We start from the raw sequence: 15,070 nt of genomic DNA, 5'->3' as shown, positions 1-15,070 counted from the left end.
ATGGCTAGAGGGACTATTCTACTGGCAGCCGGTGGCACTGGCGGGCATCTCTTTCCCGCGGAAGCGCTGGCGCACGAGCTGATCGAGCGCGGCTGGACGGTACACTTGGCGACCGACGATCGCGCCTCGCGCTATGCCAGTCATTTCCCGGCGAAGGAAGCGCACACGATCCGCTCTGCGACGTTCGGATCGAAAAACCCTATCGCGCTCATGGGTGCCGTCTGGCGCATCTGGCAAGGTGTGCGACAAGCTTCCAGCGTAATCCAGCGTATCAAGCCGGCGGTTGTCGTGGGTTTCGGCGGCTATCCGACGCTACCGCCACTGTACGCTGCCACGCGGCGCAAGGTACCAACCGTCATCCATGAGCAGAACGCCGTCATGGGCCGTGCCAACCGCGCTCTCGCTCCACGGGTCGATGCCATTGCCGGCGGCTTTCTGCCAGAGGACACAAGTGCCGCGGGCGTCAAGACCGTGACCACCGGTAACCCGGTGCGCCCCGCTGTGCTGGAAGCGGCCAGAACACCCTATGTCCCCTCAATTGGCAACGATCCGTTCCGGCTGCTGGTGTTCGGCGGCAGCCAGGGGGCGCAATTCTTCTCCGACGCCGTGCCGGCGGCGGTTGCCCAGCTGTCCGATGCCCAGCGGGCGCGGCTCGTCATTACCCAGCAGGCGCGTGCCGATGACGTCGGCAGGGTCAAGGATGCCTATGCCAAGCTGGGTATCGACGCGCAGGTTTCCCCCTTCTTCACCGATATGGCGCAGCGCATGGCCGGCGCCCATCTGGTGGTTTCGCGTTCCGGCGCCTCGACGGTTTCCGAGATCGCCGTCATTGGACGGCCGGCGCTTCTGGTGCCTTATCCACACGCGCTTGACCACGATCAGGCCGCAAATGCAGCCGCTCTTGCTGCCGCCGGCGGTGGCGAGGTCCATCCGCAGTCGACGCTCACGCCTGAAACGGTCGCAACCCTTTTAAGCGCTGCAATGGAGGAGCCGGAACGTCTCGGAACGATGGCCGCCGCGGCGAAGTCGGTTGGACGCCCGAACGCCGCGCGGTTGCTCGCCGACCTCGCAGAGGCTATTGCGTCGCGCCAGACGATAGAAGAATTCAGGAAGGAAACCCGCGCATGAAAATGCCGCAGACGATCGGCCTCGTGCATTTCATCGGCATCGGCGGCATCGGCATGAGCGGCATCGCCGAGGTTCTGCACAATCTCGGCTACAAGGTGCAGGGTTCCGACCAGGCCGAAAGCGCCAACGTGCAGCGCCTGCGCGACAAGGGTATCGAATGTTTCGTCGGCCACAGGGCCGAGAACCTTGGCGAGGCCGAAGTGGTGGTGGTCTCGACCGCCATCAAGAAGGCCAATCCTGAACTGAGGGCCGCTCGCGAGAAGAACCTGCCTGTCGTGCGCCGCGCCGAGATGCTGGCGGAGCTGATGCGTTTTCGCCAGGCTGTCGCGATCGGCGGCACGCATGGCAAGACGACGACGACCTCGATGGTGGCGACGTTGTTGGAGGCCGGCGGGCTTGATCCGACCGTCATCAACGGCGGCATCATCAATGCCTACGGCACCAATGCCCGCATGGGCGACGGCGAGTGGATGGTGGTGGAGGCCGACGAAAGCGACGGTACTTTCCTGAAGCTGCCGGCCGATATCGCGGTCGTGACCAATATCGATCCCGAACATCTCGACCATTACGGGTCGTTCGACAAGGTGCGTGAAGCGTTTCGCCAGTTCGTCGAGAGCGTGCCTTTCTACGGCTTCGGCGTGATGTGCACTGACCATCCGGAAGTGCAGGCGCTGGTCGGCCGCATCGAAGACCGCCGCGTCATCACCTATGGCGAAAATACTCAAGCCGACGTGCGCTTCTCCAACCATCGCATGGACGGCGCCGCATCTGTCTTCGACGTAACCATTCGCAACCGCAAGGGCGGGGGCGAGACGGTGATTTCGGGCCTGCGGCTGCCGATGCCCGGGCGCCACAATGTCTCCAACGCCACGGCTGCAATCGCGGTCGCCAACGAGCTCGGCATTTCTGCCGAGGCGATCAAGAAAGGTCTGTCCGCCTTCGGTGGCGTCAAGCGGCGTTTCACTCACACCGGTTCCTGGAATGGTGTCGAGGTGTTCGATGACTACGGCCATCATCCCGTGGAGATCAAAGCGGTGCTCAGGGCCGCGCGCGACGCAACCAAGGGCAGGGTGATCGCGATCGCCCAGCCGCATCGCTTCACCCGCCTGCATGATTTGTTCGACGAGTTCGCCTCCTGCTTCAACGACGCCGACACGGTGATGGTGGCGCCGGTCTATGCGGCCGGCGAGGATCCCATAGACGGGGCGTCTTCGGACGCGCTGGTGTCGCGCATCCGCTCCGGCGGTCATCGTGACGCGCGCTACATCGAAGGGCCGGCCGACGTTGCGCCGATCGTGCGCAAACTGGCAGCGCCGGGCGATTTCGTCGTCTTTCTTGGCGCCGGCAACATCACGCAATGGGCCTACGCGCTGCCGAAGGAACTTGCCGGAGCCGGGTCATGACACGCGGCCCAGAGCTGCTGGAAAAACTCGGCGACAGGCTGAAGGGGCTGCGTGGGCGCATTACGCCCGATGCCGAGATGGACAAGATCACCTGGTTCCGCGCCGGCGGCTTGGCTGACGCGCTTTTCCAGCCGGCTGACGAGGAAGACCTCTCTGCTTTCCTGAAAGCGGTGCCGGAGGAGGTGCCACTCACAATCGTTGGTGTCGGCTCGAACCTTTTGGTGCGCGACGGCGGCATCGAGGGCTTCGTCGTGCGGCTTTCAGCCAAGGGGTTCGGCGAGGCGGAGGTGGTTTCAGCGACGCAAATCCGCGCCGGTACCGCCCTCCCGGACAAGCGGGTGGCTGCGGTCGCGCTTGAAGCCGGTATCGGCGGTTTCCATTTCTACCACGGCATTCCGGGTGCCGTCGGCGGCGCGCTGCGCATGAATGCCGGCGCCAACGGCGTCGAAACGCGTGAGCGTGTCGTGGAGGTGAGGGCGCTCGATCGGCAGGGCAATGCGCATGTGCTGTCCAATGCCGACATGGGCTATGCCTATCGCCATTCGGCGCCCACCGGTCTGATCTTCACCTCGGCGCTGTTCGAGGGGTATCCGGAAGACAAGGCTGCCATCAAGGAAGCGATGGATGCCGTGCAGCATCATCGCGAGACGGTTCAGCCGATCCGCGAGAAGACCGGCGGTTCGACCTTCAAGAATCCGGAAGGCACCTCGGCCTGGAAGGAGATCGACAAGGCGGGCTGCCGCGGGCTGATGGTGGGCGGCGCCCAGATGTCGCCTATGCACTGCAACTTCATGATCAACACCGGCACCGCAACCGGTTATGATCTCGAAAATCTCGGCGAGACGGTGCGCGAGCGCGTGCTGGAGCATTCCGGCATCCGTCTGCATTGGGAAATCAAGCGCATCGGCAATTTCCGACCTGGCCGCGAGGTGCAGGAATTCCAGGGGCAGTTGCTGTAGACTGCTTCAATTCGCTGACTGCTGTGCCCGAATATCGGATCGCGCTTGCAGTCCAGGCAGAAGCATTTTACGTCTATACATAAGCCAAGCTGGACCAGCCGGCTCGGGGAACATCAAACAGGCTGGACCAGTGCCGTCGAAGCGCGATTGTGCTTTGACTTGGCGCTACATAGGTGGCGGCTGAGGCCGCAGGGAGGCATTCAATGAAATTGAAGAACGCAGCGAAACTGGCCGTGGGTGGCCTTTTGGCCGGCATGATCTCGACGGCCCACGCCGGCGAGACGCTCGACCGTATCATGAAGAACAAGGTTCTGGTCGAAGTCACCGATCAGGCCTATCCGCCTTTCTCCTACATCGACGACAAGGGCGAGGTGGTCGGCTTCGATGTCGACATCGCGCGTGAAGTTGCCAAGCGCCTGGGTGTCGAGCTCAAGGTCGAGACGCCATCATGGGAAATCATCACCGCAGGCAACTGGAAGGGCCGTTGGGACGTCTGCATCTGCTCGATGTCGCCGACCGCTGAGCGAGCCAAGGTGCTGGACTTCGTCAATGAATATTATGGCGCACCGGCGGTGGTTGCCGTCAATTCCGACAACACCACAATCAAGAGCGTCAAGGATCTGACCGGCAAGAATGTCGGCACGCAGGGTGGAACGCCTTACGAGAAGTACCTGCAGAAGGAACTGGTCATCGAAGTGCCTGGCAAGGAGCCGGTCAAGCCGGAATTTCCGTTCGGTGATGTGACAGTAAAACCCTATGACACCGAGGATTTCGCCTTCCAGGATCTTGGCCTTGGTGATGGCAAGCGCCTCGATGCAGCGGTGGCCGGCTACATGACGGTCGCTGAACGTGTCAAGAAGTCGGAAGGCAAGCTCAAGATCGTCGACGATACGCTCTTCACCGAACCGCTCTGGGTTGCGGTCGACAAGGGCGATCCCGAATGGGAAGCCAAGATCAAGGAAATCTTCAAGGCTATGTATGACGACGGCACGCTGAAGACGATTTCCGAGAAGTGGGTCGGCCGCGACATCTCGGCCAAGCAATAAGCGGCAAGGGCGGTCGGGAGTGGCGGCAGAGCAAACAACCGGCCAGACACGCGCCGGCGCAGTGGACAAGGCGTTTCGTACCCGCGTAGCCATCGTCTGGCTGGTGCTGCTTGCGCTGTTCGTCGCCTTCTTCCTGTCCTTCGGACTCGACCTGCCGTTCATTGTCGACAAGTTCCCGGCGCTGGCTGGCTTTACGCTGAGCCGCGCCGGGTTCATCCAAGGGGCGGTTCTCACGCTCTATGTCTGTTTCTTCTCCATCATCGCTTCGGTGGTGCTGGGCCTGCTGGCGGCGCTGGGGCGTCTGTCGAAGAGCTCCATCGCCTACGGCATTTCCACCTTCTACACCTCGTTCTTCCGCGGCACGCCGCTGCTGGTGCAGATATTCCTGATCTATCTCGGCATTCCGCAAATCGGACCGGTGCCGGCGGCGATCCCGTCCGGCATCATCGCGCTTTCTCTGAATTATGGCGCCTATCTGAGCGAAATCTTCCGCGCCGGGCTTTTATCCGTGCCGGCCGGCCAGCGTGAGGCCGGGCTGGCGCTTGGCCTGCATCCCTGGCAACTGATGGTGAAGGTGGTGATGCCGCAGGCGATCCGCGTTGCCATTCCGCCGACCGGTTCGCAATTCATCGCGATGTTGAAGGATTCGTCGCTGATCTCGGTCATGGGCGTGACCGAACTGATGTTCGTGGCACAATCCTATGGCCGCTCCAGCTATCGCTACATAGAAATGCTGACGACGGCGGCGGCGATCTACTGGTTCCTGTCGATCCTGTTCGAACTGGTGCAAGTTCGGCTGGAAAGCCATTTCGGCAAGGGCTATCGCGCCCGCTGATTTCCGGCTTCATACGCTGCTGCTCTACGCCCTTCAGGCACGGGCTTTCGGTGCAGGCGCGCGACGGTGTTTCCGCAGAGCGGCTCCATGCGCTCTGTGATCTGCCGCTGCGGACGGTGGCGGCTTCTTAAAAGTCGTGAACTGATTTCGAGCGTTGTGAAGGGCGATTTTCGCTGCGGCATCCGTGGCGCGGATGCCTCAAGTGCCGTTGCAGAAAAGACTCAAAAGTCGGCTTTCGAAACACTTTTTTCGAGAAAGTGAATCCCTCGGAATCATAGGGGCTTGTCAGTGAATCAACTCTCTGATTCTTTGGGCCAATAGCGTTTCCTGATTTGAGTCGTTCGACGCGTGGGGCCGCGTGTCATCTGGGGAAGTCATTCTCCGGACGAAGGCGATTCATGTCTGGAAATTGGAAGTGCAGGCCCGCCGCGAGAGGATGACGGGGTGATGAAGAAAAAACATGTGGCCGTCTTGCTGGGAGGTTTTTCGTCCGAGCGGCCCGTGTCCTTGTCCTCCGGGAAAGCCTGCGCGGATGCGCTTGAGGCGGAGGGTTATCGGGTCACTCGCGTCGATGTCGGGCGTGACATCTCCTCGGTTCTCGCTGAGCTGAAGCCGGATGTCGCCTTCAATGCCCTGCATGGTCCTTACGGCGAGGATGGCGTGATCCAGGGTGTGCTCGAATTTCTCGGTATTCCTTACACCCATTCCGGCGTGCTGGCTTCGGCTCTGGCCATGAACAAGGAGCAGGCAAAGAGAGTTGCGAAAGCAGTCGGAATTCCTGTCGCTGAATCCAGGATCATCGATCGCTTCACGATCAAGAATGAGCATCCGATGAAGCCGCCCTATGTGGTGAAGCCTGTCAATGAAGGCTCCAGCTTCGGCGTCGTCATCGTCAAGGAGGATCAGTCGCATCCGCCGCAGCTGATTTCGTCGCCGGATTGGAATTACGGCGAGGAAGTCATGGTCGAGCGTTACATCCATGGGCGCGAACTCACTTGTGCGGTGATGGGCGATGTGGCGCTCGGGGTCTGCGAAATCATCCCGACCGGCCATTCCTTCTACGATTATGATTCAAAATACGTTCCGGGCGGCTCAAAACACGAGGTTCCCGCTAAAATTTCACTAAATATTTACCAAAAAATACAGACACTGTCCCTCAAGGCTCACCAAGCGATCGGTTGCCGGGGCGTCTCCCGGTCGGACTTCCGTTACGACGACCGTTTTTCCGAGAACGGCGAGGTTGTCTGGCTCGAAATCAACACGCAGCCCGGCATGACGCCGACATCTTTGGTGCCGGAGATCGCCGCCCAGGCAGGGCATTCGTTCGGCGAGCTGTTGAGTTGGATGGTGGAGGACGCGTCGTGTCGGCGTTGAACTGGGGACAAGGCGGAAGAGGGGGTGCCGTGCCGCGCGCCCGCTTCGGTGCGTCCTCTTGGCTCGATCGTTTCGTGCTGCCCAAGATGCTGCGCAAGCCGGTGCGCACGCTGGGAAGGCTTACGCGCGGTGACTTCGCGGCCCCGCCTTTCGCGGCGACTGTGATCAACGCTGCCTTCCTTGCTTCCTCTTTGACCTACGGTGCCTATCTCGGCGGTCATCTCGATGGGTTCGTGCAGGACGTAACCGCTCGCATCGGTTTTGCTGTCGATCAGATCAAGGTGGTCGGCAATCGCGAGACATCGGAAATCGATATTCTCGACAAGCTGGATCTCAACGGCTGGACTTCGCTGGTCGGCTTCAGTGCGGAAGGCGCGCGCGAGCGTATCGCATTGTTGCCCTGGATCCAGTCGGTGGCGGTGCGCAAGATTTATCCGCATCTCCTGGAAGTGCGCATAGACGAGCGTCAGGCTTTCGCCATCTGGCAGCGTGGTTCCGAGCTTTCCGTGATCGAGAAGGATGGCCGTATCATCGCCCCTTACACCGGCGGCGATCAGTCGAAGCTGCCGCTATTGGTCGGTCAGGGTGCTCCTGAGCACGCGCCCGCCCTGATGGCCAAGGTGGCTGGCTTCCCCGAGCTCGCTTCCAAGGTTCGCGGCTACATCCGCGTCGGCGACCGGCGCTGGGACATCAAGCTGGACAATGGCGTCGTCATCAAGTTGCCGGAGTTCGACGCCGAGCAGGCGATGGCCGAGCTTGTGCGCATGGACCGCGAAAAAGGGCTTTTGTCGCGTGACGTCGTTTCGATCGACATGCGCCTGTCCGATCGATTGACGGTGCAACTGACGCAAGAAGCCGTGACGGCGCGCGCGGCGGCGCTGAAGGAACAAGCCAAGATGGCAAAGCGCAAGGCGGGGCAGCAGATATGAGTTGGCTCGGCGGCAACAATGATGGAGCCTCGCGCCGGTCCGGCGTGCTGACGGTCCTCGACGTGGGCTCGAGCAAGGTCTGTTGTGTGGTGGCAAAGCTCAAGCCCTGCGAAGAAGGCCACCTGTTGCGTGGCCGCTCGCACCGCATCCAGGTCATGGGCATCGGCCACCAAAAGTCGCACGGCGTGAAGTCGGGCGTCGTCATCGATCTCGACCGTGCTGAACATGCCATCCGTCTGGCGGTGGATGCCGCCGAGCGCATGGCGGGCCTCACCGTGGATTCGCTGATCGTCAACATGACGGCCGGCCGCCTGAAAAGCGAAACTTTCAACGCCACCATCAATCTCGGTGGTCATGAAGTCGATGAGAACGACATCAAGCGGGTGCTCGGCGCCGGCGCCAAACAGGCGCTGAAGTCCGAGCGCGAAGTCTTGCATGCGCTGCCGGTCGGCTTCTCGCTCGACGGCGAACGCGGTGTGCGCGATCCGCGCGGCATGGTCGGCGACACACTTGGCGTCGACATGCATGTGTTGACCGGTGATTCCGCGCCGCTGCGCAATCTGGAGCTCGCCATCAACCGTTCGCATCTGTCGGTCGAACGTCTGATCGCCACACCTTATGCCGCTGGCCTCGCCGCGCTTGTCGACGACGAGTTGGAAATGGGCGCTGCCTGCATCGACATGGGCGGCGGAACCACCACGATCTCGGTCTTCTCGGAAGGCAAGTTCGTCTATGGCGATTCCATTCCCGTCGGGGGCAATCACGTTACCCTCGACCTTGCCAAGGGTCTGTCGACTTCGCTGGACGCAGCCGAAAGGCTGAAGGTCATGCATGGTTCGGCTTTGCCTGGCAGTTCCGACGATCGCGATCTCGTCACCATCCAGCCGATCGGCGAAGAGGGCGAGGCTCCGCTGCAAATTCCGCGTTCGGTGATGACACGAATCGTTCGGGCCCGTATCGAGGAAACGCTGGAACTGTTGCGCGAGCGACTAAGCAAGTCCGGTTACGGCAATGTGGTGGGCAAGCGGGTCGTATTGACCGGTGGCGCCAGCCAGCTTGCCGGCATGCCGGAAGCGGCGCGCCGCGTACTGGGACGCAATGTGCGCGTCGGGCGTCCGCTCGGGGTTGCCGGGTTGCCTGAAGCGGCGAAGGGACCGGCTTTCTCGACGGCGGTCGGGTTGATGATCTATCCGCAGGTCGCCTCTTTCGAGAGCCGTCCTGCTTTTGGAGCCTCCCGTTTCAAGATGACGGGAACAGGCGGGAGGCTGCACCGCATGAGTCAGTGGTTGAGAGACAGTTTTTAGTTGAGTTGACGGGGACAGCCCCATAAGCGGCCGCGACGGCGAAGCGGCGGTAAAGGCAAAAGGACGAGGACTATGACGATCAATCTGAAAAAGCCGGACATCACCGAGCTCAAGCCACGCATCACCGTGTTCGGTGTCGGCGGCGGCGGCGGCAATGCGGTCAACAACATGATCACGGCGGGCCTGCGTGGCGTCGAGTTCGTCGTGGCTAATACCGATGCGCAGGCGCTCACCATGTCGAAGTCCGAGCGACTGATCCAGCTTGGCGCGCATGTCACCGAGGGCCTCGGCGCGGGCTCGCAGCCCGAAGTCGGCCGCGCCGCCGCCGAGGAATGCATCGATGAGATCACGGACTATCTTTCCAACACCCACATGTGCTTCGTCACCGCCGGCATGGGTGGCGGCACCGGAACAGGTGCGGCCCCGGTCGTTGCCCGTGCGGCCCGCGAAAAGGGAATTCTGACGGTCGGCGTGGTCACCAAGCCATTCCACTTCGAAGGCCAGCGTCGCATGAAGACGGCCGACTTGGGCATCGAAGAACTGCAGAAATGCGTCGATACCCTGATCGTCATCCCGAACCAGAACCTGTTCCGGCTCGCCAATGACAAGACCACCTTCGCCGACGCCTTCGCGATGGCCGACCAGGTGCTCTATTCGGGTGTTGCCTGCATCACCGACCTGATGGTCAAGGAAGGCCTGATCAATCTCGACTTCGCCGACGTTCGTTCGGTCATGCGCGAGATGGGCAAGGCAATGATGGGTACAGGCGAGGCAAGCGGCGAGGGCCGCGCCATGGCCGCAGCCGAAGCCGCGATCGCCAACCCGCTGCTCGACGAGACCTCGATGAAGGGTGCCAAGGGCCTGCTGATCTCGATCACCGGCGGCCGCGACCTGACCCTGTTCGAAGTCGACGAAGCTGCCACCCGTATCCGCGAAGAGGTCGACCAGGACGCCAACATCATTCTGGGTGCTACCTTCGATGAGGAACTCGAAGGCGTCATTCGCGTCTCGGTCGTCGCGACCGGTATCGATAAATCGGCCGAGCAGATCGCCGCTGCTCCGATCTCGATCCGTGCCGCGCAGCCGAAGACGCCGGCGCGCCCGGCGGCCGCTCCGGCCGCCGAGGTGCGCAGCGCTCCGGTGCCGCAGTCGGCGCTTCAGGAACCGCGTACCGTTGATCCGGTTGCGGAAGCCATCCAGCAGGCGGAAGCCAATGCCGCCGCGCTCGCTCATCAGCCGCGCGTCGCCCAGACTGCTCCGCAGGACGATTTCCGCCCTCAGAGCAAGCTGTTTCAGGCACCTCCGGCTCAGCCGCAGCCGCATCCCGTGATGCAGCAGGTTGCGCCGCAGCCGGCTCCGCAGCCAGTGCGTGAGGTTGCCATGCAGCAGGCGGCCGTAGCCCAGCCGCGGATGCCGCGTGTGGAAGACTTCCCGCCGGTGGTGCGCGCCGAAGTCGAGGCAAAGCAGCATCCGGTCGATCACGAAGACCGTGGTCCGATGGGCTTGTTGAAGCGCCTCACCAATGGCCTGACCCGTCGTGAGGAAGAGCCTGCTCGCCTGCAGCCGGCACAGCCGCGCGAGCCAAAGCTGCGTCAGGCAACTCCGGAAGTGCGCCGTCTCGCACCGCAAGACGCGCAACTCTACGCGCCGCGCCGCGGCCAGGCCGACGATCACGGCCGTTTCGCGCCGCAACAGCGCGCGACTCATGAGGACGATCAGCTGGAGATTCCGGCCTTCCTGCGCCGGCAGGCCAACTGATCTTCTAACGGATTGTAACAGTTGTTAACAGGCAGGCGGGCAACCGCCTGCCTGTCTTCTTTGATAATAGTGGAAAAACAAACACTTGCGGGTTGCTTTTGTACTCCCGTGGCCGTTACATCGGGTAAGAAAGCGTGATTTGGAGTATGCCTGAGGGGCCACTATCTTCCGCGGGCAACAACGGCAGTGGGTGTTTTGGGGATGTGCCCTGCTCGCCGGAAGATCAAGGGCAGCGACCGAAAAGCCGATTGGCCGCGCCGTTAGGGCACATGGGGATCAGCTTGCAGGACTACCAGACAACCCTGAAATCGCGTGCGACATTGACCGGTATCGGCGTTCATAGCGGCAATACGGTCACCGTTCATTTTCTGCCTGCCGACGCTGACACGGGTATCGTTTTTCACCTGATCGACGGCGATCAGCCGGTGCGGGAATTCCGCGCTCTGGTTTCCGAAGTGGGCGCCACCGACCTCTGCACCATGCTTGGCGATCCGGCCGGCCAGCATATCGCCACCGTCGAACATCTAATGGCGGCCGTTCTTGGGCTCGGCATCGACAACATGGTGATCGAGATCGACGGGCGTGAGGTGCCGATCCTCGATGGCAGCTCGATCGACTTCGTCGAGGCGATCGACCAGGCCGGCATCGAGATCCTTTCGACGAAACGCCGTTTCATCCGTATCCTCAAGACCGTTCGGATCGAAAGCGGCGCCTCCTGGGCCGAGTTTCGCCCCCATTCGGGTACGCGCTTCGAAATCGAGATCGATTTCGAAAGCCCTGCGATCGGCCGTCAGAATTTCGCCTCCGACCTCACTGCCGATGTTTTCCGCAGTGAGATTGCGCGTGCACGTACCTTCGGTTTCATGAAGGACGTGGAGCGCCTGTGGGCGGCCGGCTACGCACTGGGTTCTTCGCTCGACAACTCGCTGGTGATCGGGGACGACCATCGCGTCATCAATGTCGGTGGCCTGCGCTATCCTAACGAATTCGCACGCCACAAGACACTGGATGCCATGGGCGATCTGGCTTTGGCCGGCGCGCGCTTCATCGGTTGCTTCCGCTCTTATCGTGGTGGTCATCGTCTGAATGCGGCGGCGCTTCGCCGTCTCCTATCGGACCGTACCGCCTTCGAGGTGGTCGAAACGACGCGCCGTGGCCGCGTCGGCGAGATGAGCGCGATCAACGCGCCGGTTTACGCACCCTGGACGATCTGAATTTCGCCGGCTTCCGGCTGCAAAATGCGCCTGTTGCACAGGCGCACCACTTCTGTTTTGAAATCTCGATCCCCAATTCGTGGCGGATTGCGCCACAAAATTGCACGATTGCAGGGCGATAGCGTTGCCGCGCGCGCTGTTTTTGGTTTATGGCTGCTCGCCGACGCGAGCAATGGCGCCGAGAGGGCGAATTTCGATCATGTTTTTCAGACAGGCCGACCAATTGAAAGTGCCGGCTCCGGCGCTTAAAGCGCCGTTTTCCGCTACTTTTGTGGCGCTTTCGATGATGGCAGCTCCGCTGATGCTTACGGGCTGCATGTCTTCGGAGAAGGACCTCGACCTGTCGACCTATGTCGAGCAGACCGAACCGGCCGACGTGCTTTACAATCAGGGCCTTGCCAATCTGAACGCCGGTCGCCTCGATGAGGCAGCCAAGAAATTTTCCGCCGTCGATCGCCAGCACCCCTATTCGGAATGGGCGCGCAAGTCGATGGTGATGGGCGCCTTCACCAATTATCGCCAGGGCAAGTATGACGACGCAATCAGCGCGGCCAAGCGGTACCTGACGCTTTATCCGTCCACCGACGAGGCTGCCTATGCGCAGTACATTATCGGTCTCAGCTACTACAAGCAGATCGAAGACGTCACCCGCGACCAGAAGGAAGCCAAGCTCACCATCCAGACCATGCAGGAACTGGTGACGCGCTGGCCGGATTCCGAATATGTCGAGGACGCCAAGGCCAAGATCCGCTTCGCCAACGACCAGCTCGCCGGCAAGGAAATGCAGGTCGGCCGCTACTATCTCGAGCGCAAGGAATATCTGGCTTCGATCAAGCGCTTCCGCAATGTGGTCGAAAACTATTCCAACACCCGCCACATCGAGGAGGCGCTGGCGCGCCTGACCGAAGCCTATTACGCGCTCGGCTTGGTCGACGAGGCGCAGACGGCGGCCGCCGTGCTTGGCCAGAACTATCCCGACAGCCAGTGGTACAAGGATTCCTACAAGCTCTTGCAGAGCGGCGGCCTGCAGCCGCGCGAGAATGCCGGATCGTGGATCTCCAAGGCTGGCAAGCTGATCACCGGCGGCGCCTGATAACGCCCAGACTGCGCGCCTGATGGGGCGCGCAATCACCTGTCTTGATGCTATAGAGCGCCGATGCTCTCTAGGCTATCGATTCGCGATATTGTCCTGATCGAACGGCTCGACATCGATTTCGCGCCGGGACTCTCCGTATTGACCGGCGAAACCGGTGCAGGCAAATCCATTCTGCTTGATGCGCTCTCGCTGGCACTCGGCGCGCGTGGCGATGCCTCCCTGGTGCGGCATGGTGCGGCGCAAGGCCAGGTAACGGCCGTGTTCGATGTGCCGCGCAATCACCCGGCACGCGAAATCCTTGCCGAAAATGCCATTGAAGACGATGGCGATATCATCCTGCGTCGTCTGCAGACAGCAGATGGGCGTACGCGCGTCTTCGTCAACGATCAGCCGTCATCCGTCACGTTGATGCGCGATATCGGCCGCGCTTTGGTGGAAATCCACGGCCAGCACGATGACCGCGCCTTGGTCGATCCCGGCGCGCATCGCGATCTGCTCGATGCCTTTGGTGGCCATCTCGGCGTCGTGCACAGCACCGGCGAAGCCTGGCGTTACTGGCGGCAAGCCGAGCAGGATCTGGCGCGTCACCGTGCCAAGGTGGAGGCTGCTGCACGCGAAGCCGACTATCTGCGCGCTTCCGTCACTGAGCTTGCCAAGCTCGACCCGCAGCCGGGCGAAGAAACTGAACTCGCCGAATTGCGCTCGACCATGATGCGGGCTGAAAAGATCGCCGCAGAAATCCATGACGCGCAGGATGTGCTATCGGGGCCGTCCTCGCCGCTGCCGCAGCTCGCCAGCCTTCTGAGACGTCTGCAGCGCAAGGCCGGCGAGGCGCCGGGCTTGCTGGAAGACGTGGTGAAATCGCTGGATGAGGCGATGATTTCGCTCGATGCCGCGCAGTCGGGCGTAGAGGCCGCGCTGCGCGCGACCGAATACGATCCGCAGCGGCTGGAAAAGGCCGAGGAGCGACTGTTCGCGCTGCGCGCGGCCGCGCGCAAGCACAATGTCGTCGTCGATAATCTGGCCCAGCTACGCGACACCATGGCTGCCGATCTCGCCGACCTGGACGCCGGCGAGGAGAAGCTTGGTACGCTTGAGAAGCAGGCTGCGGTGGCGCGTGAAGCCTATGACCTCTCCGCCGCTGAATTGTCGACACTGCGCCATGCCACGGCCACAGGGCTTGCCAAGGCCGTGATGACTGAGCTGCCGGCTCTGAAGCTGGAGCGGGCCGAATTCATCGTCGAGATTTCCAGCGAACCTGACGGCCGGCTGGAAGAGGGCATTGACCAGGTCGAGTTCTGGGTGCGCACGAATCCCGGTACGCGGCCAGGCCCGATGATGAAGGTTGCCTCCGGGGGCGAACTCTCGCGTTTCCTGCTGGCGCTCAAGGTGGCGTTGGCTGATCGCGGCTCGGCCCCGACCCTGGTTTTCGACGAAATCGATACCGGCGTGGGCGGCGCGGTGGCAGATGCCATCGGCCAGAGACTGGCGCGGCTCTCCAAACGCGTGCAGGTCTTGTCCGTCACCCATGCGCCGCAGGTGGCGGCGCGAGCGGCGACGCATTTCCTGATTTCGAAATCGGGCGGTACGGACCGCGTCGCCACCGGCATTGCCGAGATGGATCGTGTTGCGCGCCAGGAAGAGATCGCCCGCATGCTCGCCGGCGCCAGCATCACCGACGAAGCGCGAGCTGCGGCCGAGCGGCTGCTGCGCGAGAACACGGTCGCGTCGTGACCTGTCGGGAGTGACCGCCGGGAACGGCGGAAACGGTTTACATTTTGAGGTAATTTGCCGATGACTTCAGAGCGCCGCGCATCCATTCGGATGCGCAAAGGACGCTCTAACAGTTTAAGTTGCGCATCGCGCTTTCCGAAAATCGATTCCGATTTTCGGGCCGATGCGCTAGAGCAATTCCAGCAAAAGTGCGTAGCGGTTTTGTGTCCGGAATTGCGTAGAAACAAAGAGTTGGAGCGTTTCCGTGAAAACGGAAACGCTTAGTGTCCCGCAGTTGGGGAATCGTCACG

12 protein-coding genes are annotated in these 15,070 nt (G+C 61.8%); all 12 read left to right on the top strand.

All coding sequences use genetic code 11. The annotated features are described in order from the left end of the window. The 12 genes from murG to recN all read left to right on the top strand — a co-directional run bounded on the left by murG (position 1) and on the right by recN (position 14,780). Positions 1-1,128 (top strand): undecaprenyldiphospho-muramoylpentapeptide beta-N-acetylglucosaminyltransferase, encoded by a 1,128-nt coding sequence (gene murG, locus AO692_RS01435; RefSeq protein WP_054308240.1) that lies wholly within the window; start codon positions 1-3, stop codon positions 1,126-1,128. Continuing rightward, complete coding sequence (murC, locus tag AO692_RS01430; protein ID WP_054308239.1) at positions 1,125-2,531, top strand: UDP-N-acetylmuramate--L-alanine ligase; 1,407 nt, start codon at positions 1,125-1,127, stop codon at positions 2,529-2,531. Before murG ends, murC begins: the two co-directional genes overlap by 4 nt. Continuing rightward, positions 2,528-3,490: a UDP-N-acetylmuramate dehydrogenase gene (murB, locus tag AO692_RS01425; RefSeq protein WP_054308238.1), complete on the top strand. Its 963-nt coding sequence runs from the start codon at positions 2,528-2,530 to the stop codon at positions 3,488-3,490. Before murC ends, murB begins: the two co-directional genes overlap by 4 nt. A gap of 203 nt (positions 3,491-3,693) precedes the next feature. Then, positions 3,694-4,536, top strand: coding sequence for a transporter substrate-binding domain-containing protein (locus AO692_RS01420; protein ID WP_054308237.1), 843 nt, complete (start codon positions 3,694-3,696; stop codon positions 4,534-4,536). Between the two features lie 19 nt (positions 4,537-4,555). Next, on the top strand, positions 4,556-5,371 hold the full coding sequence (locus tag AO692_RS01415; protein WP_054308236.1) for an amino acid ABC transporter permease: 816 nt from the start codon (positions 4,556-4,558) through the stop codon (positions 5,369-5,371). 447 nt (positions 5,372-5,818) lie between these two features. Next, on the top strand, positions 5,819-6,745 hold the full coding sequence (locus AO692_RS01410; protein ID WP_054308235.1) for a D-alanine--D-alanine ligase: 927 nt from the start codon (positions 5,819-5,821) through the stop codon (positions 6,743-6,745). Next, positions 6,733-7,674, top strand: a complete 942-nt coding sequence (locus AO692_RS01405) for a cell division protein FtsQ/DivIB (RefSeq protein WP_054308234.1) — start codon at positions 6,733-6,735, stop codon at positions 7,672-7,674. Before AO692_RS01410 ends, AO692_RS01405 begins: the two co-directional genes overlap by 13 nt. Next, positions 7,671-8,978 carry a cell division protein FtsA gene (gene ftsA / locus AO692_RS01400; RefSeq protein ID WP_054308233.1) on the top strand — a complete coding sequence of 436 codons (1,308 nt, stop codon included), beginning with the start codon at positions 7,671-7,673 and terminating at the stop codon, positions 8,976-8,978. The genes AO692_RS01405 and ftsA overlap by 4 nt, the downstream gene beginning before the upstream one ends. A gap of 72 nt (positions 8,979-9,050) precedes the next feature. Continuing rightward, positions 9,051-10,736 carry a cell division protein FtsZ gene (gene ftsZ / locus AO692_RS01395; protein ID WP_054308232.1) on the top strand — a complete coding sequence of 562 codons (1,686 nt, stop codon included), beginning with the start codon at positions 9,051-9,053 and terminating at the stop codon, positions 10,734-10,736. 269 nt (positions 10,737-11,005) lie between these two features. Then, positions 11,006-11,950 (top strand): UDP-3-O-acyl-N-acetylglucosamine deacetylase, encoded by a 945-nt coding sequence (gene lpxC, locus AO692_RS01390; RefSeq protein WP_054308231.1) that lies wholly within the window; start codon positions 11,006-11,008, stop codon positions 11,948-11,950. A 283-nt stretch (positions 11,951-12,233) separates the two neighbouring features. Next, a complete protein-coding gene (locus tag AO692_RS01385) occupies positions 12,234-13,043 on the top strand; it encodes an outer membrane protein assembly factor BamD (RefSeq protein WP_244483227.1) in 810 nt (269 codons plus the stop codon). A gap of 63 nt (positions 13,044-13,106) precedes the next feature. After that, complete coding sequence (gene recN / locus AO692_RS01380) at positions 13,107-14,780, top strand: DNA repair protein RecN (protein ID WP_054308229.1); 1,674 nt, start codon at positions 13,107-13,109, stop codon at positions 14,778-14,780. Positions 14,781-15,070 lie beyond the last annotated feature (290 nt).

Origin of the sequence: Mesorhizobium sp. 1M-11, assembly GCF_001303895.1 — a bacterium.
Taxonomy (GTDB): Bacteria; Pseudomonadota; Alphaproteobacteria; order Rhizobiales; family Rhizobiaceae; genus Mesorhizobium.
The sequence above is the reverse complement of the archived record's forward strand: the minus strand, read 5'-3'. Positions and strand labels throughout refer to the sequence as shown.

Coding starts and splice junctions, on each gene's coding strand:
- recN (WP_054308229.1), top strand. CDS start 13,107: ATGCTCTCTAGGCTATCGATTCGCGATATTGTCCTGATCGAACGGCTC.
- murG (WP_054308240.1), top strand. CDS start 1: ATGGCTAGAGGGACTATTCTACTGGCAGCCGGTGGCACTGGCGGGCAT.
- murC (WP_054308239.1), top strand. CDS start 1,125: ATGAAAATGCCGCAGACGATCGGCCTCGTGCATTTCATCGGCATCGGC.
- AO692_RS01410 (WP_054308235.1), top strand. CDS start 5,819: ATGAAGAAAAAACATGTGGCCGTCTTGCTGGGAGGTTTTTCGTCCGAG.
- ftsZ (WP_054308232.1), top strand. CDS start 9,051: ATGACGATCAATCTGAAAAAGCCGGACATCACCGAGCTCAAGCCACGC.
- AO692_RS01420 (WP_054308237.1), top strand. CDS start 3,694: ATGAAATTGAAGAACGCAGCGAAACTGGCCGTGGGTGGCCTTTTGGCC.
- ftsA (WP_054308233.1), top strand. CDS start 7,671: ATGAGTTGGCTCGGCGGCAACAATGATGGAGCCTCGCGCCGGTCCGGC.
- murB (WP_054308238.1), top strand. CDS start 2,528: ATGACACGCGGCCCAGAGCTGCTGGAAAAACTCGGCGACAGGCTGAAG.
- AO692_RS01385 (WP_244483227.1), top strand. CDS start 12,234: ATGATGGCAGCTCCGCTGATGCTTACGGGCTGCATGTCTTCGGAGAAG.
- lpxC (WP_054308231.1), top strand. CDS start 11,006: ATGGGGATCAGCTTGCAGGACTACCAGACAACCCTGAAATCGCGTGCG.